The 23061-nt window shown below is 71.8% G+C and carries 21 protein-coding genes; 9 read left to right on the top strand and 12 right to left on the bottom strand.

What is annotated here, in order from left to right; translation table 11 throughout:
* Positions 1-23: 23 nt before the first annotated feature.
* From BLA60_RS21180 to BLA60_RS21165, 4 genes are all read left to right on the top strand, one after another.
* Positions 24-800 (top strand): thioesterase II family protein, encoded by a 777-nt coding sequence (locus BLA60_RS21180; protein ID WP_075134688.1) that lies wholly within the window; start codon positions 24-26, stop codon positions 798-800.
* A gap of 81 nt (positions 801-881) precedes the next feature.
* Positions 882-1874: a DUF3995 domain-containing protein gene (locus tag BLA60_RS21175; RefSeq protein WP_075134687.1), complete on the top strand. Its 993-nt coding sequence runs from the start codon at positions 882-884 to the stop codon at positions 1872-1874.
* Between the two features lie 61 nt (positions 1875-1935).
* Complete coding sequence (locus tag BLA60_RS21170) at positions 1936-2937, top strand: methyltransferase (RefSeq protein ID WP_075134788.1); 1002 nt, start codon at positions 1936-1938, stop codon at positions 2935-2937.
* A gap of 31 nt (positions 2938-2968) precedes the next feature.
* Positions 2969-4135, top strand: coding sequence for a tryptophan 2,3-dioxygenase family protein (locus BLA60_RS21165; RefSeq protein WP_075134686.1), 1167 nt, complete (start codon positions 2969-2971; stop codon positions 4133-4135).
* Positions 4136-4214: 79 nt separating this feature from the next.
* Here BLA60_RS21165 and BLA60_RS21160 read toward each other — a convergent pair whose 3' ends face one another.
* The gene (locus BLA60_RS21160; protein WP_075134685.1) at positions 4215-5051 is read right to left on the bottom strand and encodes an ABC transporter permease; all 837 of its coding nucleotides are present in this window, start codon (positions 5049-5051) and stop codon (positions 4215-4217) included.
* Between the two features lie 21 nt (positions 5052-5072).
* Positions 5073-6011, bottom strand: a complete 939-nt coding sequence (locus tag BLA60_RS21155; RefSeq protein WP_281257469.1) for an ATP-binding cassette domain-containing protein — start codon at positions 6009-6011, stop codon at positions 5073-5075.
* Positions 6012-6176: 165 nt separating this feature from the next.
* Here BLA60_RS21155 and BLA60_RS21150 point away from each other — a divergent pair, with 165 nt between their 5' ends.
* Entirely contained in the window at positions 6177-6368 is a 192-nt protein-coding gene (locus BLA60_RS21150) for a ferredoxin (RefSeq protein WP_075134683.1), read from the top strand.
* On the opposite strand, the gene BLA60_RS21145 is transcribed toward BLA60_RS21150, so the two are convergent.
* From BLA60_RS21145 to BLA60_RS21125, 5 genes are all read right to left on the bottom strand, one after another.
* On the bottom strand, positions 6340-8151 hold the full coding sequence (locus BLA60_RS21145) for an ABC transporter permease (protein WP_075134682.1): 1812 nt from the start codon (positions 8149-8151) through the stop codon (positions 6340-6342). The genes BLA60_RS21150 and BLA60_RS21145 overlap by 29 nt on opposite strands.
* 2 nt (positions 8152-8153) lie before the next feature.
* Positions 8154-8888 carry an ABC transporter ATP-binding protein gene (locus BLA60_RS21140; RefSeq protein WP_211288807.1) on the bottom strand — a complete coding sequence of 245 codons (735 nt, stop codon included), beginning with the start codon at positions 8886-8888 and terminating at the stop codon, positions 8154-8156.
* A gap of 37 nt (positions 8889-8925) precedes the next feature.
* Complete coding sequence (locus tag BLA60_RS21135) at positions 8926-9579, bottom strand: response regulator (protein ID WP_075134680.1); 654 nt, start codon at positions 9577-9579, stop codon at positions 8926-8928.
* On the bottom strand, positions 9576-10802 hold the full coding sequence (locus BLA60_RS21130; protein ID WP_154814492.1) for a sensor histidine kinase: 1227 nt from the start codon (positions 10800-10802) through the stop codon (positions 9576-9578). The genes BLA60_RS21135 and BLA60_RS21130 overlap by 4 nt, the downstream gene beginning before the upstream one ends.
* Before the next feature lie 89 nt (positions 10803-10891).
* Positions 10892-11509, bottom strand: coding sequence for a TetR/AcrR family transcriptional regulator (locus BLA60_RS21125; RefSeq protein WP_075134678.1), 618 nt, complete (start codon positions 11507-11509; stop codon positions 10892-10894).
* 98 nt (positions 11510-11607) lie between these two features.
* Between BLA60_RS21125 and BLA60_RS21120 the strand changes: the two genes are divergently transcribed.
* On the top strand, positions 11608-12801 hold the full coding sequence (locus BLA60_RS21120; RefSeq protein ID WP_075134677.1) for a cytochrome P450: 1194 nt from the start codon (positions 11608-11610) through the stop codon (positions 12799-12801).
* Between the two features lie 9 nt (positions 12802-12810).
* Here BLA60_RS21120 and BLA60_RS21115 read toward each other — a convergent pair whose 3' ends face one another.
* The 3 genes from BLA60_RS21115 to BLA60_RS21105 form a co-directional block, all read right to left on the bottom strand.
* Entirely contained in the window at positions 12811-13617 is an 807-nt protein-coding gene (locus tag BLA60_RS21115) for an SAM-dependent methyltransferase (protein ID WP_075134787.1), read from the bottom strand.
* 110 nt (positions 13618-13727) lie between these two features.
* The gene (locus tag BLA60_RS21110; protein ID WP_075134676.1) at positions 13728-14969 is read right to left on the bottom strand and encodes a glycoside hydrolase family 18 protein; all 1242 of its coding nucleotides are present in this window, start codon (positions 14967-14969) and stop codon (positions 13728-13730) included.
* A 151-nt stretch (positions 14970-15120) separates the two neighbouring features.
* The gene (locus BLA60_RS21105) at positions 15121-16095 is read right to left on the bottom strand and encodes a protein phosphatase 2C domain-containing protein (protein WP_084735154.1); all 975 of its coding nucleotides are present in this window, start codon (positions 16093-16095) and stop codon (positions 15121-15123) included.
* A gap of 232 nt (positions 16096-16327) precedes the next feature.
* Here BLA60_RS21105 and BLA60_RS21100 point away from each other — a divergent pair, with 232 nt between their 5' ends.
* Both BLA60_RS21100 and BLA60_RS21095 read left to right on the top strand, forming a co-directional pair.
* Positions 16328-17269, top strand: a complete 942-nt coding sequence (locus BLA60_RS21100) for an ATP-binding cassette domain-containing protein (RefSeq protein ID WP_075134675.1) — start codon at positions 16328-16330, stop codon at positions 17267-17269.
* Positions 17266-18018 carry an ABC transporter permease gene (locus BLA60_RS21095; RefSeq protein WP_075134674.1) on the top strand — a complete coding sequence of 251 codons (753 nt, stop codon included), beginning with the start codon at positions 17266-17268 and terminating at the stop codon, positions 18016-18018. The genes BLA60_RS21100 and BLA60_RS21095 overlap by 4 nt, the downstream gene beginning before the upstream one ends.
* On the opposite strand, the gene BLA60_RS21090 is transcribed toward BLA60_RS21095, so the two are convergent.
* Complete coding sequence (locus tag BLA60_RS21090; RefSeq protein WP_075134673.1) at positions 17993-21112, bottom strand: AfsR/SARP family transcriptional regulator; 3120 nt, start codon at positions 21110-21112, stop codon at positions 17993-17995. The two genes, BLA60_RS21095 and BLA60_RS21090, sit on opposite strands and share 26 nt — an antisense overlap.
* 100 nt (positions 21113-21212) lie before the next feature.
* Here BLA60_RS21090 and BLA60_RS21085 point away from each other — a divergent pair, with 100 nt between their 5' ends.
* Positions 21213-22403, top strand: coding sequence for a cytochrome P450 (locus tag BLA60_RS21085; RefSeq protein ID WP_084735153.1), 1191 nt, complete (start codon positions 21213-21215; stop codon positions 22401-22403).
* Here the strand turns inward: BLA60_RS21085 and BLA60_RS21080 are convergent, their stop codons facing one another.
* Positions 22404-23054 (bottom strand): M15 family metallopeptidase, encoded by a 651-nt coding sequence (locus tag BLA60_RS21080; RefSeq protein ID WP_075134672.1) that lies wholly within the window; start codon positions 23052-23054, stop codon positions 22404-22406.
* Between the last annotated feature and the right edge of the window lie 7 nt (positions 23055-23061).

The raw sequence follows: 23061 nt of genomic DNA, 5'->3' as shown, positions 1-23061 counted from the left end.
CTGTTCGTAGGAAGGAACCGGCCATGCGCCCAGCCGATCGGCTCGTCCGCCCCCGGCCCAACCCGTCGGCCAGGCGGGTGCTGGTCTGCCTGAGCTACTGCGGCGGCGGCACCGCCGCGTTCCGCCGCTGGGCGGACACGCTCGACGAGGACACCGAGCTGGCGCTGATGTGCTACCCGGGCCGCGAGGGCCGGTTCACCGAGCCCTACTGCCAGGACTGGCAGGCGCTCGCGACCGAGGTCCTCACCGCGCTGCACTCGTTGCGCGGCAAGCCGTTCGTGCTGTTCGGCCACAGCATGGGCGCGTGGCTCGCCTTCGACGTCGCCACCCGGCTCGAACAGCGGGGCGTGCGCGGCCCGGACGCGGTGGTGGTCTCGGCCAGCGACGCGCCCAGCCGGCACGCCGCGGCCCGCCGCCGCCCGCCGCTGCTCACCGACACCGACGAGCAGCTGTGTACGTGGCTGCACCGCGTCGGCCAACTCGACGAGGAGATCCTCGCCGACCCCGACCTGCGCCAGATCACCCTGGAGCTGCTGCGCGCGGACATGCGGGTGTCGGACTCCTACCGCTACGTGCCGGGCGTCGCGGTCCGCGCGCCGCTGCACGTGCTGTACGGCACCGCCGACGAGGACCCGGCGGCGGAGGTCGCCCAGCGCTGGCGCCTGCTCGCCGCCGGCGAGTTCACCACCGAGGTGCTGCCCGGCGGCCACTTCTACGACGAGCCGACGTGGGCCGGTCTGCCGAGCACGATCATGGCGGCGGTCAACCGTGAGAGGGACCCCGTTCACTCCGCCAGTTGACGCGGGACAACCGGGTCTCCCGGCAGGCTCAGGGGTGCAGGGGCTTGTTCGCCAAAGCCTGCGAGAACAAGAGGGGACCCGATGAGCGAGACACAACTGTCCGACAAGGAAGTGGCCGGCGAGGACGGGGACGTGGACGACCGGGACATGTCCGCCGCGCCGCAACCCGAGCGGCCGCCGAGGACCTGGGCCGGCTGGGCCGGGATGTGGTGGTCGCTGATCTACATCCCGCCGCACCTGTGGGTCGCGTTCGGCGGGACGGCCGGCATCATGGGCATCCCGGACCCCGGCCCGGAGGAGAAGGCCGCCAACTGGGGTGCGAGCGTGCTGTGCGTCGGCGCCGCGCTGGTGTCCATGGCGCTGGTCAAGCAGTGGGGCCGGATCGCGCCGCGCTGGCTGCTGATCGGGATCGCCTGGGGGGCCGCGGCGGTGGCGTTGCTGCACTGGGCGGCGCTGAGCGTGCTGACCGCGCTGCGGCTGACCGGCGTGATGCCCTACGAGGCCAAGGACGACTACTTCACCGCCGAGAAGCTCGCCAGCATCGACCGGTGGAACCTGTTCGTGTTCGAGCCCTGGTTCCTGGGCCTCGGCGTGTTCCTGATCATCGGCGCGCTCCAGTCACGCACCCTGGCCAAGCAGTGGCGCCACGATCCGACGCCGGCGCTGCCGACCTGGATGACCTCGACCGGCTGGGCACGGCTGCTGTGCCTGCTGGGCCTCGCGGTCGCGCTGGGACTGCACGTGGTGTGGGCGACCGGCAACCGGCTGCTGCTCGCGCCGCAGGCCAACACCGGCATCGGCCGGCTCAACGACTGGTGGGTCTACGACCTCGGGGTCGCGGTGCTGTGCGTGCTGACCGCCTACCTGGTGTGGACCAACGCGCTCACCCCGCTGGCGCGGATCATGTCCGGAACGATCACCATGATGGGCTTCCTCCAGGTGATGTGGGGCGTGTTCACGTTCGACTGGTACCTGTTCGCGGTCTACGGACCGTTCGTGACCGGCATCGGTCTGCTGTTCGAGCTGAGCATCATTCGCACCCGTCTTGACAAGGGCGTATCCGTTCAAAAGTAGCGATATTCAAAGCCTGAAATCGCGGTTCTTCACGGGAAGCGCTTCTGGCTGACTGGTGTTCATGATTCCCCCCAGTCTCGAACACGCGGTTTTCGGGATATTCTCCACCTCCGCCCTGCACCTCGCGGACTCCCACGGTGTGTTCACCCACCTGGTGGACCACGAGCGGGCCTCCACACAGGACCTGTCCACCGCGCTGGGCGTGGACGAGGAGACCCTCGGCCGGCTGCTACGGGTACTGGTCGCCTTCGGTGTGCTGCGCCACGCCGACGGCGGCCGGTACCGCCTGGCCGACGGGGTCGCCCCGTACGTGGACTCCCGGGACCCGCGCTACCTGATGGGTTTCGTCGAGCACCTGATCGAGTCGACCAACCAGCGTCTCCCGCAGCTGGATGCCTACCTGGCCAAGGGAAAGCACGTCGTGGACGCCGAACTGCCGGCGCCGTTCGACGTGCTGTACCGCGACGAGGAGTCCACCGGCCAGTTCCTGGCGGCGATGTGGCAGCTCAGCTTCCACGTCTCCTACGAGCTCGCCGAGCTGGCCCAGCTCGGCGACACCCGCGAACTCGTGGACGTCGGCGGGGCCAACGGGCCGTTCTCGGTGGCCGCGCTGCTGACCAACCCCGAGCTGCGCTCGACGGTGTTCGACCTGCCCCAGGTCGAGCCGTTCCTCACCGCCAACGCCGGGCGCTACCAGCTCGAGGACCGGCTCGCCTTCCGCGGCGGGAACTTCTTCACCGACCCGCTGCCCACCGGTGACTGCGTCGCGTTCGGCTACATCCTGTCCGACTGGGACGACGAGACCTGCGCGATGTTGCTGCGCAAGGCGTTCGAGGCGTGCCGGCCGGGGGGCCGGGTGCTGGTCATGGACCGGCTGTTCGACGAGAACCGCGAGGGCCCGCTGGCCACCGCCGTGATGAACCTGTCGATGTACTTCGAGACCGAGGGCCGCCACCGCACCGCCGGCGAGTACCTGGCCCTGATGACCGACGCCGGGTTCACCGGGTGCGCCGTGTACCGATCCACCGCCGACAAGCACCTCCTGGCCGGCCACCGCGCCTGAGCCGGACACCCTTTCCCTTGGGGGGACACCCATGTCCATCGAACTCGCCAACGCCCACTGCCGGCTGCCCGGCCGCAGCGACGCCCTCGCCCGCCGCCTGGCCGGCACCGCCCTGGCCCACCTCGACGACGCGTCGGTCTCGGCGCTGTCGGCCGACCACGAGCGGCTGCTGGAGGACCCGGCGACCGAGGAGGGCGACGTCCTCCTCCTGCTGACCCGGCAGTTCAGTCTCTCGCTGCCCATCCCCGACTACTACCGCTACACCACGCTGCACGTGGTCGAGTGGTTCCTGTCCCAGCACGACGACGCGTTCGGCGCCAGCCTGCTGGCCATCCACGCCACGCTCACCGAACTGTCCCGGTTGGAGCGCAAGGAGGCCGGCCGGCACACCACGGTGCCCGAGCACCTGGTGGAGCGCCTGCGCCGGCTGCACCCGCTGATCGACCAGGTCACCGAGATGTACATCGCCCCGTACAGCCCGCTGCGCGGGGTGAACCTGGTGGAGGGCGTCGACGGCGACGAGCAGCTGGCCCGCGGGCTGACGATCCTCAAGCGCTGCACCGGTTTCCGCCGCTCGGACAAGCACGACGAGCACGTCTTCCTGCGCATGGTGATCGCCTGCGAGCTGGTGTTCTACATGATCCGCTGGACCGCGCGGCAGGCGATCCGCGCGATCGGCGAGGACCGGGCGGAGTTCCTGTTCCGGATGGGCCAGCTCACCGCGTGCTCGGAGCTGCTCAGTGCGATCTTCCACGTGCTGCGCACGCTGTCCCCGGAGCTGTTCCTCAGCTTCCGTGAGGAGACCGGCAACGCCAGCGCCGTCCAGTCGATGAACTACCACCTCATGGAGCTGGTGGTGTACGGCTACGACGGGCGCAAGGAGGAGATCTTCACCAAGCTCGACCACCTGCGCCCGATCCGTTCCGACGAGCTGCGCGCATTCCGTTCGCTGCGCGACGTGGTGACCGAGAGCGGTGACCAGGAGCTGGTGGACGCGTTCCGGGCCGTCGACCGGGCGCTGCTGACCTGGCGCGGCCGCCACTACGGCTTCGGCCGCGCGTACCTGCCGGACATGCAGGGCTCGGGCGGCACCGAGGGCGCGGCCTACCTGAAGCGGTTCGTGAACAAGGACGGTCTGCCCTCGGGTGCCCGCCTGCGCGACACCGAGGATCTGTTGTCCCGCTTCGCCTTCTGCTGAAACGGTTCCACACAGGACTGAGGCGACCGTGCCGGGGGCACGGTCGCCTCAGTCGTTCAAGGAGCCCTTCCGGGCAGCCCTACGGGCGGCGGAAGCTGCGCAGCGCGAGCGGCGCGAAGACCAGGGCGATCAGCAGGCAGCCGCCGACGGCGGTGGCCAGCACCGTGAGGTCCGGCTTGCCCATGGCCATTCCGCGCGCGGCCTCGATGGCGTGCGATAGCGGGTTGATCGTGGCGAAGCCCTGCAACCAGTCGGGCAGCCCGCTGATCGGCACGAACGCCTTGGACGCGAACATCAGCGGGAAGGTCACCAGCGACCCGATGGTCTGCAGGATCTCCGGCTGACGCAGCCACGACGCGAACGCCATGAACACCCAGCCCAGCGACCAGCACACCACCGCGGCGACCGCCAGCGAGCCGAGCACGCCGGTGATCCCGCCCGGTGGGGCGAACCCGAACAGCAGTGCGGCCACCAGCGCCATCACCGACAGCTCAACGAAGCTGCGGCACACGTCGGCGACGCTGCGGGCCAGCAGCACCGAACCGGTGCTGATCGGCATCGAGCGGAACCGGGCGATCAGGCCGTTGCGCAGTTCGGTGGTCACCGCGACCCCGGACTGGAGCCCCGAGGTCAGCGCGGTGGTCACCAGCAGCGCCGGCAGGATGAAGTCGATGTAGCCGATGCCCTGCGGGAAGCCAGGGGTCTTGGCGATGCTGCTGAAGACCTGTCCGAACAGGATCAGCAGCACCAGCGGCTGGATCAGGCTCAGGATCACCAGCCTGGGATCCCGGACCAGCGTGCGCAGCGAACGGCCGCTGAGCACCTGGACCTGGGTGAGTATCGAGCTGGCCGACCAGTTCGGCCGGGCACCCACCTGTGCGGTTCGAACGTCGCCGCTCGTGACCGTGGCGGTCATGGGGTTTCTCCTCGGTGTGCGTCAGGCCGCCGTGGTGGCGCCGCGGCCGGGGGTGAGACTCAGGTAGACGTCGTCCAGGCTGGGTTCGCTGAACGCGACGTCGGTGACCCGCACACCGACCGAGTCCAGCGCCCGCACGACGACGGTGATGTCGGCCGAGGAGAGCACCCGCGTGTGGATCGTGTCCGGCTGCTCGGCCGTGACGGGCGTGAGGCCGGCGGCGCGCAGTGCCGCCAGCGCGGCGCCGGTGTCGCTGCCCGGCGCCAGCACGGTGTTCACCGACAGCTGCCCGATCTCCCGCTTGAGCTCGGCGGCGGTGCCGCTGGCGACGACCTTTCCCTTGGACAGCACGGTGATCAGGTCGGCGAGCCGGTCGGCCTCCTCCAGGTACTGGGTGGTCAGCAGGACCGTGGAGCCCTGGGCGACCAGGCTCTCCACCAGCGACCACACGTCCAGCCGGGCGCCGGGGTCCAGCCCGGTCGTCGGCTCGTCCAGGAAGATCACCTCGGGGCCGCCGACCAGACAGGCGGCCAGGTCCAGACGCCGGCGCATACCGCCGGAGTAGCCCCGGACCGGGCGCTTGGCGGCGTCGGTCAGGTCGAACACGGTGAGCAGGTCGTCGGCCCGCTGCGCGGCCTGGCGGCGGGACGCGCCCAGCAGCCGGGCGATCAGCACCAGGTTGTCGCGCCCGGAGATGGTGTCGTCGACGGTGGCGAACTGGCCGGTGAGGCCGATTCGGCGGCGCACCTTGTCGCCCTCGGTGGTCACGTCGAGCCCGGCGATCGTCGCGGTGCCGGACGTCGGTTTGAGCAGGGTGCTGAGAATGTTGACCACGGTGGTCTTCCCGGCACCGTTGTGCCCGAGCAGACCGAGTACCGACCCGCCAGGAACGCTGAAGCTGACGTCGTCCAGCGCGATGACCGAGTCGAACTTCTTGGTGAGATTGCTGATGCTGATCAACGCGAGCCGCCCTCCCGGCTGGAAAACTCCGGCGACCATAGGTGCGGGCGAAACGGGCGGTCAACGAATCCCAGCCCTACCTTCAAATTCTCGATACAACCCGTGTCCCACGGTGCCCCGGGACGAGGATGGACGCCACTGATCGCGAGTGCGCGGAGGGAACTGATGAAGATCACGGTGGATCGCGACAAGTGCAACGGCGTCGGGATCTGCGAGGGCTGCTCACCGGAGGTCTTCGAGGTCGACGACTACGGCGACCTCGTGCTGCGGACCGAGGTCGTGCCCGAGGGTCTGCGCGACGCGGTCGACGACGCCGTCGCCAGCTGCCCTACCTCCGCACTGCGGCTGGTCGACTGACCCGGCCAAGGATCAGCACGGCCACCAGTGAGGCGACCACCGCCGCGCCGGTGCCCAGTGCCACGACCTCCAGCCACGGCAACCGCAACGGCAGCCCGGCGGGCCCGGTGCGCGCCACGACCGTCCACATGACCAGGCTGCCGGCGAGTGCGATCAGCCCGCCGAGGACCGCGCCGACCAGGCTGACGGCCAGCGACTCCCAGAGCACCATCCGGCGCAGCTGCGGGCGGGTCACCCCGGTGCGGCGCAGCGCGGCGAACTCCTCGCGGCGCGCGCCGAAGGCCATCGCGGCCGTGTTCGCCACCGACAGCAGCGTGTAGAGCAGCGCCGGTCCGGCCAGGACCCACGCGCCGGCCATCAGCAGCCGGCCCTGTTCGCCGGCCGTGCGGTCGACCCACTCGCCGGTCGGCTCGGTGTCCACGCCCGCGACGGTGCCGCTCAGGTGCGTGACGACGGTGGCCTCATCGCCCGGGTGGGCGTCGAGCACTGCCTTGGGCAGCAGCAGTTTCTGGTTCAGCGACCCACCGGCGAAGGTCGCGACGAGCTGGACCTCGGTGCGGCTGCCGTCGGGCAGGGTGACCGGGAGACGCTCACCGACCCGCCAGTTCATCGTGGACACGTACTCGCGGCTGCCGATCGCGGCGGCGGCGTCGAACGCGCGGAGGTCGCCGTCGACCTCGGGCAGGGCGAACACCGTGCGCAGCGCCGATGGCCGCGCGCCGATGACGTCCACCCGCTGTTCGGGGGTGCCCTCGCCGACGGTGACCCCGACGCTGGTCTCCACGGTCGGTTCGGCGGCGGTCCCGGCCGGCACGGCGGCGGTGGTCACCCGGTCGCTGACGTAGAAGCCGCGCATCGCGGTGACCGTGCCGTCGGCCAGCACCCCGGTGGCGCCCAGGACGGCGCCGGTGACGCCGACGGCCAGCAGGATCGGCGCGGCGGTCGAGGCGCTGCGGCGCACCCCGGCCAGCACGTTGGCACCGGCCAGCAGGCCGCTGGCGCGGGTCCACCGGGCGGCCGGGCGGGTCACCAGCCGGCTGACCGGTCCGACGAACACCGGCGCCAGCAGCGCGGCGGCGATCACGAACGGCCCGGTCAGCACCATCGACACCGGCATCTGGGCCTCGGCGTCCAACGCGGCGACCGCGACCGCCAGCAGCACACCGGCGCCCAGACTCGCCAGCGCGAGCACCCACCGGCGGCGGGTCATCACCGGCGTCTCGACGTCGGTGTCGCGCAGCGCGGCCAGGGCGTCGAGGCGGGCGGCGCCCCGGGCGGCGGCGCCGGCCCCGAGCAGACTCACCACGACGCCGAGCGCGATCGCCGTGGGGAACGCGACGGCCAGCGCCACGGCGGTCACGGTGACCCCCGCCGGGGCGACCACGGCGAGCACCCCGTAGGCCAGCAGCGCGCCGGCCACGGCCCCGCACACCGCCCCCGCGACGCCCACGACCAGCGCCTCGTAGCGCACCAGCCGGCCGACCTGGGCGGTGGTCGCGCCGACCAGCCGCAGCAGCGCCAGCTCCCGTGCCCGGCCGGCGACCGCGAACCCCAGCGTGCTGGCCACCACGAACACCGACAGGAACGCCGAGAGCAGCGCGACGAACACGAACACCGTGCCGATCGCGCGCAGCGACTCGTCGGCCTTCTCGGCGGTGACCGCCGAGACCATGACCGCCACCGACGCGGTGACCATCGCGACCCCGAGCCCGACCGCCACGAACGACCCGGCGAAGGTCCGCCGCCGGTCGGCCAGGGTGTCCCTGGCCAGCGCGAACAACACGCTCAGGCCTCCGATCCGACGGGGTCGACGCCCAGGCCAGCGAGCCGGTCGGCGACCAGGGCCGGCGTCGGGTCGGTGAGCACGTCGACGACCCGCCCGTCGGCCAGCACCAGCACCCGGTCGGCGGCCGAGGCGGCCACCGGGTCGTGGGTCACCATGACCGTGGTCTGCCGGTGGGTGTCGATGGTGGCGCGGAACAGGTCGAGCACCGCGCGGGCGGTCGTGGTGTCCAGCGCGCCGGTCGGCTCGTCGGCGAAGAGCACCGCCGGCCGCGCGGCGAGCGCCCTGGCGATGGCGACCCGCTGCTGCTGGCCGCCGGAGAGCTGGCCAGGGCGTCGCTGACCCAGCCCGCCGAGGCCGACCTCGGCCAGCAGTTCCGCGGCGAGGGTGGCCGGCGGGCGTTGCCCGGCCAGGCGCAGCGGCAGCAGCACGTTCTGCTCGGCGGTCAGCGACGCAACCAGGTTGAACGCCTGGAAGACGAACCCGATCCGGTCGCGGCGCAGCTCCGTGCGCGCCCGTTCGTCCAATGCGGACAGTTCCAGCCCGTCGAGCTGGACGGTCCCGCTGGTCGGGGTGTCCAGTCCGGACGCGCAGTGCAGCAACGTGGACTTGCCGGAGCCCGACGGCCCCATGATCGCGGTGAACGAACCGGCGGCGAACTCGTGGCTCACCCCGCGCAGGGCGTGCACGGCGGTGTCCCCCTCGCCGTGGACGCGACAGACCTCGGTCAAGCGCAGCACAACTGTCCCCCAACATGGTCGGTACGAACGACACTCAGCCCGTCGGCCGGATGAACCCCGACTCGTAGGCCAGGATGACCGCCTGGGTGCGGTCGCGGGCGCCGAGCTTGGTCAGCACCCGGCCGACGTGGGTCTTCACCGTCTGCAGCCCCAGGAACAGCGACGCGGCGATCTCGGTGTTGGTGAGCCCGTTCGCGATCAGCCGCAGCACCTCGGCCTCGCGGTCGGTCAGGCCCGACCACGGCTCGCCCAGCGGCTCCGGGCGGGCGCCCGACTGCGCGGCCAGCCGGCGGATTCCCGCCGGGTAGAGCAGGTACTCGCCGCTGACGACCGTGCGGATGGCGGCCAGGATCTCCTCCGGCGGGGTCCGCTTGAGCAGGAACCCGCTGGCGCCGGCGATCAGTGCCTTGTAGACGTAGTCGTCGTTCTCGAAGGTGGTCACCACGATCACCTTCGGCGGCCGGGTCATGCTGGACACCAGGTGCGCGGTCGCGGTGATGCCGTTGACCGTCGGCATCCGCACGTCCATCAGCACCACGTCGGGCGTCAGGCCGGTGACCATCCCCGGCACCTCGGAGCCGTCGGTGGCCTCGCCGACGACCCGCAGGTCCGGTTGGGAGTCGACGATCGTGCGCAGCCCGGTGCGGATGAGCGGCTCGTCGTCGACGATCAGGACGCCAGTGGTCATGCGCCACCATCCCACGCCAGCGACACCGCGACCTCCCACCGGTCCCCCTGCCGCCCGGCGGAGAACTGGCCGCCGAGCAGGTCCACCCGCTCGGCGATGCCGCGCAGGCCCCGGCCGCCGCCGGTGCGCCGCGCACCGGTGGCGCGGACCGGATTGCGGGCCAGCAGGTCGATCCGCCCGTCGGTGACCTCGACCCGCAGTTCCATCAGGACCTGTCCGGCGTGGCGCAGCACGTTGGTCAGGCACTCCTGCACGATCCGGTAGGCCTGGCGGGACACGGTGGCCGGCAGCCGCGCCAGGTCGCCGTCGATGTGCGCGTCGACGGTGACCCCGGCCAACCGGGTGGCCTCGATGAGGTGCGGCAGTTGGGTGAGCGAGGAGGGCGGTTTCTCCCTGGCCGGTTCGTCACGCAGCCGGCCGAGGACGTAGTCGAGGTCGTCGAGCGCGGCGCGGCCGGCGCTCTCGATGGCGCCCAGCGCCTCCTCGACGTGCTGGGTGCCCGCGCTCAGCGCGAACCGGGCGGCGCCGGCCTGCATGGTGACCACGCTCAGGGCGTGGCCGATGGAGTCGTGCAGTTCCTGGGCGAGCCGGTTGCGTTCGATCAGGTGCTCGGCCTGGCGTTCCAGCTGTTCGATCCGCTCCCAGGGCGGAACCCCGAGCAGGGTGACCGCCGCCCGGCGCAGCGCCCAGCCGGCCAGGCGCACCGCGTGCACCAGGACCACCGCGCCCAGTACCGGCACGAACGGGATCCAGGCGCTGGCCAGGCCGGTCGGCACCTGGAGCGGGGTGTTGCCGATCAGCCCGATCTGCCCGGTGAACGGCGCGGCGACCCCGGAGACCAGCATGACCGGCAGCAGCAGCGTGCAGAAGCTCAGTACCGCGCCGATCAGCACGTGCAGCAGGAACATGGCGCTGAAGCGCAGCCGGACCCGCCAGCTGGCGGTGGCGCCGAAGGTGGTGTCCGGTACCGGGTCGTCGAGCAGCTCGCGGACCGCGGTGCCCTCCAGCACCCGCACGGCGGGGATGAACGTGGTGGCCAGCATGACCGCCAGCACCACGCCGATCCCGGCGACCAGCGCCGGCCCGGCGACCGAGGGCACCACTGCGGGGATGACGACGAAGGCGAACAGCACGTAGGGGAACGACAGTGCCCCGCCGAGGATCAGGAACACCCAGCGGCGGTAGACCAGCCGGTCGAAGACCGGGAGCAGCGTCCCCCCCATGACTCCCATTGTCGCAGACCGGGCGGGTCGGCCACGTCACTCGCGAGCGGGAGGGCCACCCCTCTCAGGCGTGACATCAGACTGTCTACTCAGGACCTTTCGAGTTGCCGGATGCCGTTCATGGCGATGCCGACGACCGACCGCAGGTGCGCCACGATCTCCGCCGACGAGTCGCCGCGCTCGAAGCTGGCCAGGGCGGTCATCTGCAGGGTGCCCATCAGCGAGCCGACGGCCGCGGCGGCGGTCAGCGGGTCGAGTTCGTCGGGGAAGGCCTTGGTCAGCGCGCGCACCCATTCGCGCTGCGCGTCGAACATCAGCAGCAGCGCCTTGGCCTGGAGTTCGGGCACGGTCATCGCCAGGCGCACCGGCACGGCGGTGAACGCCAGGCCGGCCTCGCCGTAGCCGACCAGGGCGTCGGCCAGCAGCCGCTCGGCGATGCGGGCCAGCACGTCGACCGGGCCGTCGTCGGGGCCGCGCTCGTCGATGGTGTCCGCGACCAGGTTCATCCGCTGCTCGCGCAGCGCGAAGACCATCTCGTCCTTGCTGGCGAAGTAGTTGAACAGCGTCTTGGTGGACACCTCGGCGGCGGCCGCGATCTCGGCGACGGTCGTGCGCTCGTAGCCCTGCTCGGCGAACAGGCGCATAGCGGCGTCGAACAGCGCCTGCCGCGTGCGCTGTTTCTTGCGCTCCCGTAAGCCCTCCGCCATCCGCTGATGTTACACCAGCGGATTGTTTTTACTCCTTGTAAACTTACACTCACTCCTGTTTGACTGTGCACTGTCAGATTTTCCCGGAAGGAGCCCAGATGCCCGACACCCCCGTGACCATGCCCCGGGAGCGCACCGACCCGTTCGACCCACCGGCGGAGCTGAGCCGACTCCGTGACCAGGACGCGCTGCACCGCCTGAGCTACCCGGACGGGCACGTCGGCTGGCTGGTCACCCAGCACTCGCTGGTCCGCACGGTCATGTCCGACCCCCGGTTCAGCGCCAGGGCCGAACTGCGGCGACTACCCGTGCGCCGGCCATCGGCCGACCTGGTCGTCGGCAAGCCGGCGCCGCCGGGGATGTTCATCATGTTGGACCCGCCGGACCACACCCACTACCGGCGCATGCTCACCGGCCAGTTCACCGTGCGGAAGATGCAGCTGCTCGAACCGAGGGTGACGCGCATCGTCGAGGACCACCTCGACGCCATGGCCGCCTCCGGCGGGCCGGTCGACCTCGTGCAGGCGTTCGCGCTGCCGGTCCCGTCGCTGGTGATCTGCGAACTGCTCGGCGTGCCCTACACCGACCGCGAGGAGTTCCAGGGCTACAGCGCCACCCTCGCCAGCCTCGCCACCACCGCCGAGGAGGGGACGGCGGCGATGGAGGGCCTGTTCGGGTACCTGCGCGACCTGATCGACCGCAAACGCTCCGCACCGGCCGACGACCTGATCAGCGACCTGATCGCCGCCGGCGAACTGAACGAGGAGGAACTGGTCAACATCTCGGCGATGATGCTCATCGCCGGCCACGAGACCACCGCGAACATGCTCTCGCTCGGCACGTTCACCCTGCTCACCCACCCCGAGCAGCGCGCGGCAATGCTCGCCGGCCAGGCCGAGGTGAACAACGCGGTCGAGGAACTGCTGCGCTACCTCACGATCATCCAGTACGGCACCGTGCGCACCGCCCTGGAGGACGTGGAGCTGGCCGGGCGGACCATCCGCGCCGGTGACGGCCTCACCCTCGCCCTGCCGGTCGCCAACCGCGACCCGGACCGCTTCGACAACGCCCACGAGTTCGACGTCACCCGCCCGGCGACCGGGCACCTGGCGTTCGGGCACGGCGTGCACCAGTGCATCGGCCAGCAGCTGGCCCGCGTCGAGATGCGGATCGCCTTCGCCGCGCTGTTCACCCGGTTCCCGACGCTGCGCCTAGACGCCGAGCCGTCGCAGATCCCGCTGCGCGACGACATGAACATCTACGGCGTCCACCGCCTCCCGGTGGCCTGGTAGACCGCCGGCTCAGGGTTTGCGCGCGACGGCGACGAAGCCCTTCGACCGGTGCGGCACCTCGATGTCGTCGGTCGGCTCGGGATGCCACAGCGGCGTCCACACGATGCCCGGCTCGACGATCTCCAGGCCGGTGAAGAACTCCGCCAGCTGCTCGCGGGTGCGCCCGACGATCGGCACCGCGTTGTTCTGGTAGAGGCTGCGCGCCCGGGCCTGCTCGTCGGTGTCCTCGGCCGCGATGTGCGACACGACGAGGAAGCTGCCCGGCGCGACAGCCTCGACATACCGGCGGACCGCCGCGTACGGGTCGGCGTCCTCGCCGAGGAAGTGCAGCACCGACACCATCAGCAGGCCGACCGGCTGGTCGAGGTCGAGCAGCCGGGACACCGGCTCGGCGCCCAGCACCGCCGCCGGATCGCTCAGGTCGCCGCGCACCACGTCGGCGTTGCGGTTGTCGGCCAGCATCAGCTCGGTGTGGGTCACCGCGACCGGCTCCACGTCAACGTAGACCACTTTCGTCGACGGCTCGATCCGCTGGGCGATCTCGTGCACGTTGCCGGCGGTCGGGATGCCGGAGCCGATGTCGAGGAACTGGCGGATCCCGTTGTCCAGGCAGTAGGTCACCGCCCGGCGCAGGAAAGCCCGGTTGCTGCGGGCCATCTTCGCCGCGTCCGGCGCGATGTCGGTCAGCCGCTGCGCGAACTCCCGGTCCTTGGCGAAGTTCGCCATGCCCCCCAGCAGGTAGTCGTACACCCTGGCGGCGTTCGGCCGCTCCAGGTCGATGTCCTCCGGTGCCCAGCTCGGCCGCTGTGTCGACATGCCGGGCATCGTAGCGCCGACACCGATGGCCGCCGGACATTCGACCATCCGGCGCAGCGGCGCCCGGGGTGACGGCCGCCCCCTGACGACCGTCACCCCGGGCGCGGGTCTCAGCCCAGTCCGCCGGCGATCGCGGTGATCAGCTCACCGTTGGACGTGTCGCCCGACAGTTCCCAGAAGAACGCGCCGCCCAGGCCCTGCTGGTTGGCGTAGGACATCTTCCCGCCGATGGTGGCCGGGGTGTCGAAGCTCCACCACTGGTTGCCGCAGTGGGCGTAGGCGGTGCCGGCGACCGTGCCGTTGGCCGGGCAGCGGGTCTTGAGGACCTTGTAGTCCTCGATGCCCTGCTCGTAGGTGCCCGGCGCCGGTCCGGTCGCCGAGCCGCCCGGCGCGGCCTGGGTCACGCCGGTCCAGCCCCGGCCGTAGAAGCCGATGCCCAGCAGCAGTTTGCTGGCCGGTACCCCGGCGCCGCGCAGCTTCTGGATGGCGGCGTCGGAGTTGAAGCCGGCCGAGGGGATGCCGTCGTAGCCCGTCAGCGGGGAGTGCGGGGCGGTGGGCCCGTCGGCGTCCCACGCGCCGAAGAAGTCGTAGGTCATCACGTTGTACCAGTCGACGTGCTGGGAGGCGCCCGCGTAGTCGGTGGCGTCGATCTTGCCGCCGTCCGAGGCGTCAGCGGTGATGGCCGCGGTGACCAGGTAGTCCTGGCCGAACTTGGCCCGCAGGGCGCCCATCACGTTGCCGAAGGCGGCCGGACCACTGGTGTCGCAGGTCAGCCCGCAGGCGTTGGGGTACTCCCAGTCGATGTCGATGCCGTCGAACACGTCGGCCCAGCGCGGGTCCTCGACCAGGTCGTAGCAGGACTGCGCGAACGCCGCCGGGTTCTGCGCGGCCTGGCCGAAGCCGCCCGACCAGGTCCAGCCGCCGAAGGAGAACAGCACCTTCAGGCCGGGGTTCATGGCCTTGAGCTTGCGCAGCTGGTTGAAGTTGCCGCGCAGCGCACCGGCGTCCCAGGTGTCCGCCACACCGTCCACACTGGACGACGCGTCGTAGAAGCGGTCGTAGTCGGCGTAGGAGTCGCCGATCGCGCACTGGCCGTTGGTGACGTTGCCGAAGGCGTAGTTGATGTGGGTCAGCTTGTCGGCCGAGCCCGAGGTCTGGATGTTCTTGACGTGGTAGTTGCGCTGGTAGACGCCCCACTGGACGAAGTAGCCGAGGTTGATCTTCCCCGCCGCCACCGACACGGCGGGGCTGTCGTCCTCGGCCACCGCGCCGGACGCGGGAACCGTCACCATGCCGATCGCCACCGCCAGAACGGCGGTGAGCACCGGTAGGCGCCATCGTTTGCCGGACATGAACCTCTCCTCACGGGATGCAGGGACCGTGGAGATCCACGACCACTATGTGGTCTAGACCATAAGGTGTCAAGAGGTCTGGACCAGCCGCGCTCAGCCCTGCCGCGCCAGGCGACAGGTGGCGCGGTGCCGAGTGAAACGTCCGGCCGTCTCAGTCGTCCTGGTCCGCCGGCTGCTGCCACTGGCGTTCGTGGTCGGCCTGGTACCGCCGCCAGGACTCGACCCTGGCCGCGTCCAGCGCCGCCGCCCCGCGTGCCCTGGCCGCCCGCAGCGGCTGCCCGTGCTCGGTGCGCATGTGTCGCGCGCGCGGCTCGAAGTCCTCACGCAACGCCTCGAAGGTCGGGAAACCCAGTGCCACCACAGCGATCGACGCGTCGTCGGCGCTGTAGCCGCGCACCCGGGTGGCGAGCAGCTCCGCCCAGTGCCCGACGTCACGGGCACGGCCGAGGGTCTGCCACAGCATGTCCTCGAACAGGGCCGGGGTGTCGACGTACCCGAAGAACCCGTCGGTGGCGGCGACCAGCACTCCCGGCAGGGTCGCCCGGCCGCGCCACCGATTGACCGTGAACTCCCGGCCGAGGCAGACCATGTTGAACATCGGCGGGTTGGTCAGCAGCAGGGTCAGCGCGTCGGACTCCTCGGTGTCGTCCTGGGTGAGTTGCTGGAGTCCGTGCTCGGGGTCGGCGAGGTAGCAGCGCGAGTCGCCGGCCCACAGCGCCTCCCAGTCCACCCGCCCCTTGGACAGGCGGTAGTCGACGGCGGCCAGGGTCGTCGGCAACTCGTGGGGGACCCCGTCGTGGACGTTCTCGCGCAGCCCCGCCGACAGCAGCGGGCGCAGCTCCTCCACCGGCAGGTCGTCACCGAACCAGCGCGCCACCAGCTCCCGCACCCGCCGCGAGGCGACCCACGCCTGCGTGTGGTCCACACCGTCGGCATCCGGCCCCGCCGACTCCCGACCGGTGCCACCGAGCCCGTCGAACACCCCGAGCAGCCCCCGCCCGACCCGCCGGTCGAGCATGATCAGCGGGTCGGCGTCCTCGCCAAGACCGGGGACGCGTTCGATCCACACGGCCAGACTGGTGATGCCGGGTTCGCTGTGGTGGAACAGGCGCGCTGGACCGCTCACGTCGTCGCCGCCCGCCCCAGGCCCGCCGCGCCCGTCCGACAGTCGTTCAGGAACACCCGTGTCACGTCCAGTGCACCTCGCGCGGTGGGGATTGACTCAAACGAGCGATTACCCTAATCCCTACGTGACCAGCCATCAACACCGTGTCAGGGGTGCTCCTCGCACACCGTGACAGACCCCGTGTCAGCGCGGGGGCGGGGGCGTGTCAGGGACGGCCGTGACAGTGGCTCCCATGACGGACATGGCGATTGTGGCCTCCGGGTTGCGGAAGGCCTTCGGCGACAGGACCGTGCTGGCCGGGGTGGATCTCGAGGTCCGCGCCGGCTCGGTGTTCTCGCTGCTGGGCCCCAACGGCGCGGGCAAGACCACCACGGTGAACATCCTTTCCACGCTGCTGCGCCCCGACGGCGGCACGGCCCGGGTCGCCGGGCGGGACATCGCGAGCGAGACCAGGGCGGTGCGGGCGGCGATCGGGGTCACCGGGCAGTTCGCCTCGGTGGACGACCTGCTCACCGGCGAGGAGAACCTCCGGCTCATGGCCGACCTGCAACACCTCGGGAAGGGGGGCCGGCGGGTCGTGGCCGACCTGCTCGAACGGTTCGATCTCACCGACTCGGCCGGCACGCTCGCCTCGACCTACTCCGGCGGCATGCGGCGCAAGCTCGATCTCGCGATGACGCTGGTCGGGCGCCCCCGGATCGTCTTCCTCGACGAGCCGACGACGGGCCTGGACCCGCGCAGCCGACGGATCATGTGGGACATCGTCCGTGGCCTGGTCGCGGACGGGACGACGATCTTCCTCACCACCCAGTACCTGGAGGAGGCCGACCAGCTCGCCGATCGGGTCGCCGTGCTCGACCAGGGAAAACTGGTCGCCCAGGGCTCCCCCGGCGAGTTGAAGCGGCAGGTGCCGGGCAGTCACGTCCGGCTCCGGTTCGCCGACAGCGCGGCGTTCGACTCGGCCCGGCGGGTGCTCACCGACGCCACCCCCGAGCCCGACAACCTGACCCTGCGGGTCCCCGGCGACGGCGGCGCGACGTCCCTGCGTCGCCTGCTCGACCGGCTCGACGAGTACGCCATCGACGTCGACGAGCTCTCCGTGCACACGCCGGACCTCGACGACGTCTTCCTCGCCCTCACCGGGCACCACAGCGCGGAGGTCACCGTCCCATGAGTACTGTCCACGACTCGGCCACCATGGTGCGCCGCAACGTCAAGCACACGCTGCGCGACCCGGTCGTGCTGTTCAACGCCGTCCTGTTCCCGATCGTCATGATGTTCATGTTCGTCTACGTGCTCGGGGACGGGTTCGACGTCGGCGGCGGCGACTACATCGACTACGCCGCGCCCGGCATGGTCATGCTGGCCCTGTGCTACGGCATGGGCGCCACCGCCACAGCCGTCAACTCCGACATGACCAAGGGCATCATCAACCGCTTCCGGGTCATGAACATCTCCCGGGGCGCGGTGCTCACCGGGCACGTCGTGTCCACCGTGGCGCGGACCGTCCTCGGGATGGCGGCCATCGTCGGCGTCGCGTTCCTGATGGGATTCAGCCCGGCGGCCTCGTTCGGACAGTGGCTGGCGGCGGCCGGTCTGCTGGTGCTCACCGTGCTCGCGGTGACCTGGCTGACGATCGCGTTCGGGCTCGCGGCGAAGTCGCCGGAGTCGGCCGGGTTCTTCGCCGTGCCGCTGATCATGTTGCCGTTCTTCAGCAGCGCGATCATCCCGGCCGACCGGATGGGCCCCGGCATCCGCCAGTTCGCCGAGTACCAGCCGTTCACGCCGATCATCGAAGCGGTGCGCGGCCTGTTCGCCGGCACCCCGGACACCGGCGCGACGGTCGCCGCGCTGGCCTGGTGCGTGGGGATCGGTGTCCTGGGCTACGTGTGGGCGCTCAGGAAGTTCGCCCGCCGAGTGTGACCTCGGCCAGCGCCCGCCAGCTCGCCACCGCCCCCTCCCGAGTCGCCTCGGTGAACCCCGGTTCGCCGAGGCGTTCTCGCGCCGCCCGCTCGATCCGGTCGATGTCGGGCTGGGACCGGTCGCTCAGGCCGCGCACCGCCGCGCTCGCGCCGAGCAGCCGGGCCGCCTGGGCGTGGTCGCGCTGGCGCAGCGCGAGGTCGGCGACCCCCACCAGCACCTGCGCGACCATCGGCGCGGGGGTCGTCTCGGACACCGCCGCCAGCGCCGCCGCCCGGTGCTGGCGGGACCGGTCGAGATCCTCGGCGAGATAGCCGCGCAGGTCGTGCACCATCGCCCGGTTCGCGGCCCGCTCGGCGTGCGGGCCGAGCATCGCGGTCGCCTCACCGAGCTGCTCGGTGGCCCGCTCGACGTCGCCGCGCCAGCGGGCCAGCTCCGCCTTCGCCAGCGCCAGCTCGACCAGCGCCTCGGGCCACGCGACCCGCTCGGCCAGCCGCTGGCCGTCGGCGACGGCCGCGTCGCTGGCCTCCCGCTCCCCCGCCAGCCAGTACAGCTGCGCCTGCCGGGGCCGCATCCGCACGACGTCCTCGACGGCGCCGACCTCGGTGACCACCGCGATCGCGTCCTCGTAGGAGGCGCACGCCCCGGTGTACTCGCCGCGCATCGCCATCCGCTCGGCCAGCTCGGTCAGGGCGAACGCGATGCCCCACCGGTCGCCGACCTCGCGGAACCCGGCCAGCGCGGTCTCCAGGTGGTCGTCGGCGTCGCGGCCGTCGTCGCCGAGCTGGATGCGCAGCTTGCCGTGCTGCAACCAGGCCAGCGACCGGACCCACGGGTCGGCGGCGTCCAGCAGCGGCTCCCACGGCGATGGCCGCGCGTCGGGCGCGGTCAGCATGCGTTCCATCGGCTCGGCCATCGCCACCGCCGGGTGCCGACTGTCCGAGCCGAGGCTGGCCTGGTAGGCGCGGTGGATCCACTCGGCCGCCTCGTACTGGTCGCTGCGCCCGGACACCACCAGCATCACCACGTACGCGTACACCACGGCCCGGACGTCGTCGGGCACCTCGCCGGGCACCGCGATGGCCGCCATGATCAGCTCGCTGCCCTCGGTCTTGTGCCCGCCCAGCCACCAGTACCAGCCGGCCGCCGCCGCCAGCCGCATCGCGCCGGGCGCGTCGCCGGCGGCGAGCGCGGCGCGCAGGGCGGCGCCGAGGTTGTCGTGCTCGGCGCCCAGGACCGCCAGCCACTCCCGCTGTTCGGCGCGGCGCAGGTGCGGGTCGGCGGTCTCGGCGAGTTCGGTGACCCAGGCCAGGTGCGCGCGGCGGGCCAGGTCGGTCTCGCCGGCCTCGGCCAGGCGCTGCTGGGCGTACTCACGGATGGTGCCGAGCAGCCGGTAGCGCGGCGCGTCGGTGCCCTCGGCGACGACCAGGGACTTCTCGGTCAGCGCGGTCAGCAGCTCCCACGCCCGGTCGGGGTCGTCGGCGCAGACCCGCTCGGCCGCTTCCTGGCTCGCGCCGCCGGAGAACACCGACAGCCGCCGCAGCACGGTCCGTTCGTCGTCGCTGAGCAGCTCCCAGCTCCAGTCGACGACCGCGCGCAGCGTCCGGTGGCGGGGCAGCGCGGTGCGGGAACCGCCGGTGAGCAGGCGGAACCGGTCGTCGAGCCGGTGGGCGAGCTGGTCGGGGGTGAGGGTGCGCAGCCGGGCGGCGGCCAGTTCGATGGCCAGCGGCATGCCGTCCAGCGCCCGGCAGATCCGGGCGAGGGTGGCGGCGTCGGCGGTGGTGTCGGGGCGCACCGCGCCGGCGCGGTCGCGCAGCAGCCGCACGGCCGGCGCGTTCTCGATCTCGGCCGGGCCGGCGTCGGGCGCCGGCAGGGTCAGCGGCGCGACCGGCCACAGGGTTTCGCCGGTGATGCCCAGCGGTTCGCGGCTGGTGGCCAGGATCCGCAGCCGGGGGCACTCGCCGAGCACCCGGTGGACGAACGCGGCCGCCGACTCGATGACGTGCTCACAGTTGTCCAGCACCAGCAACATCGCCCGCTCGCGCAGGGCGGCGATCACCCGATCCGTGGGTTCTGCCTCCGGGGCGTCACCGAGCAGGGCGTCGCGCAGTTTCAGGGCGGCGAGGGTGGCCTGGGCGACGTCGCCGCCCGCGCCGATGGCGGCCAGCTCGACGATCCACGCGCCGTCGGGAAGGTCGTCGAGCAGGACGCGGGTGGTCTCGGTGGCCAGCCGGGTCTTGCCGGACCCGCCGGGCCCGATCAGCGTGGTCAGCCGGTGCGCGCCGACCAGCCCGGCGACCGCGTCCACGTCGGTCTCCTTGCCGACGTAGCTGGTCAGCTCGGCGCGCAGGTTGGTGGTTCGGGTGGGCTCGCGCCGCCCCAGCTCGCCGCGCAGCAGCGCGACGTGCAGGTCGGACAGCTCCGGTGACGGGTCGACACCGAGCGTGTCGGCCAGCGCCTCGCGGGTGCGTTCGTAGACGAGCAGCGCCTCGGCGTCGCGGCCGGTGGCGACCAGGGCGCGCATCAGCGCGGCCACCAGCCGCTCACGCACCGGGTGGGCGGCGACCAGGTCGGTGAGTTCGGTGACCAGCTTCGCGCCGTGGCCCAGGTCGATCTCGGCGTCGTAGCGGTCCTCGGTGGCGGCCAGCCGCAGGGACTCCAGCCGGGTGACGGCCGCGTCGAAGGCGTCGCTGTCGCGCAGGCCGACGTCCTGCATGGCGGCGCCGCGCCACAGCCCGAGGGCCTCGCGCAGCAGCCGGGGGTCATCGCCGTCGCGGGCGGCGGTGACCAGCCGTTCGAAGCGCACCGCGTCGACCGCGTCCGGTTCGACGTCGAGCCGGTACCCGTTCGTGGTGCCTTCGACGGTGCCGTCGGGCAGGACCTTGCGCAGCCGCGACACCAGCCGTTGCAGGGCGTTGGCCGCGTCGGCCGGCGGGTGCTCGCCCCAGATCCAGTCGACCAGGGTGGCCTTGGGCACGACCCGCCCCGGGTCCAGCGCGAGGGCGATGACCAGCGCGCGCAGGCGCGCGCCCGGCACGTCGGCGAGGCTGCCGTCGTCCGCGCGCACTTCGAACGAGCCGAGCATCCCGATCCGCACGCGGCGATTTTGCCACGACCGCCGCCGGTGTCCGCGTCATGTCAGGCCCGTGACAGCGCCCCTGGTGAGGGTGATCCCAGATCACCCACAGGAGGAACACATGACACTGCCCACCGACCGCGACGTGAGCCCGTTCACCCCACCGAGTGCGATCACCCGGCTACGCGAGACCCGCCCCGTCAGCCCCCTGACCTTCCCCGACGGCCACGAGGGCTGGCTGGTCACCGGCTACGAGGCGGTCCGCACGTTGATGGCCGACACCCGGTTCAGCTCGCGGCTGGACCTCGACGTCGTCCACGTGCCCTACGAGATCCCCGGGATGCCGGTGGCGACCGAGCCGTCCCCGCCGATGCCCGGCGTGTTCATCGCCATGGACCCGCCCGACCACGGCCGCCTGCGCAAGCGTCTGACGGCGGCGTTCACCGTGAAGCGGATGAAGTCCCTTGAGGAGCACATCGCGCGGATCGTCGACCGCCAACTGGACCACCTGGCGACGTTGGCGCCGCCGGTCGACCTGGTCGCCGAGTTCGCCCTGCCGGTCCCGTCCCTGGTGATCTGCGCACTGCTCGGCGTCCCCTACGAGGACCGCGAGTCGTTCCAGGCGAACTCCGCCCAGTTCCTCGTCCGCGAACAGCCCCTCGAGGACAAGATGGCCGCGCTGGGCGCACTCACCGGCTACCTGGCCCAGCTCGTCACCCGCAAACGCGCCGAACCGTCCGACGACATCCTCTCCGACCTGGCCGCGCACGAGGACCTGTCGGTCGAGGAACTGACCGGCGCCGCGTTCCTGCTCCTGCTGGCTGGCCACGAGACCACCGCCAACATGCTGGCCCTTGGCACGTTCGCGCTGCTGGAACACCCCGACCAGCTGGCGGCCCTGCGCACCGACCCCGACCTGATGCCCGGCGCGGTGGAGGAACTCCTGCGCTACCTGTCCATCGCCGACATCTTCTACCGCTACGCCACCGAGGACATCGACCTGTGCGGCGAGACGATCCCCCGGGGCTCGACGGTCGTGGTGTCGCTGCTGGCCGCCAACCACGACCCGCTGCGCTTCGACAACGCCGGAGAACTCGACGTCCACCGCAACGCCCGGGGCCACCTGTCGTTCGGCCACGGCATCCACCAGTGCCTCGGCCAACAGTTGGCACGCCTGGAGATGCGCGCCGGCTTCGACGCGCTGTTCCGCCGCTTCCCCACCCTGGCCATGGCTGTTCCCGCCAACGAGGTCCGGTTGCGCACCGACATGAACATCTACGGCGTCCACGAACTCCCGGTCACCTGGTCGTAGTCACCGCCAGGTCCGGGGATCCCGGGTGGGGTCGGCGTACCGGTCGGGGCAGCCGTCGCCGGTGGCGTCCGGGCGGAGTTCGTAGTGCCACGGCTCGTTGTCGTAGATCTGGCACAGTCCGTACCGGTCGCCGTGCTCGGCGAGCCAGTCCGTCGACTCCGGCGGGCCGAGATCGACCGCGTCGCCCGACACGTGCAACGACGTGTCCGGTGTGGACACCCAGCGGGCGGCCTCCTCCTCGGAGCCGTACTCGGCGACCGCTTCGCGCAGCAGCTGTTCCTGGTACCGCACCGACCGCCACCCGCTGTTGACGACGAACTCCAGACCGTGGTCCCCCGCGTCGCCGGCCGCCGCCCGCAGGGCGTCGAGCAGGTCGGGGTCGAGCCGGCCCACCGCCGGGACGTGCCCGTCGAACACGGTCACCCCGTCGCCGACCACGCCGTCGGACTCCCCGACCCTGGTCCGCGTCGGCCGCGGCGACTGGGGCGGCGGCGCGGGCTGGGGAGGTGGCGCCGCCACGGGTGTGGGTGTGCCGTCGACCGGCGACGGCGACCGGTGGACCACAACCCCGACGAACGCCACCCCGATCCCGGCCAGCACCGCGAGCAGCGCCCACCGGGAACGAGATCGTGCCGACACACGGTAGGACATGGCCCCC

This window comes from Actinophytocola xinjiangensis (genome assembly GCF_001921215.1).
GTDB classification, from domain to species: Bacteria; Actinomycetota; Actinomycetes; order Mycobacteriales; family Pseudonocardiaceae; genus Actinophytocola; species Actinophytocola xinjiangensis.
Note: the sequence above shows the minus strand (reverse complement) of the source record. Positions and strands in the feature narration are given on the sequence as shown.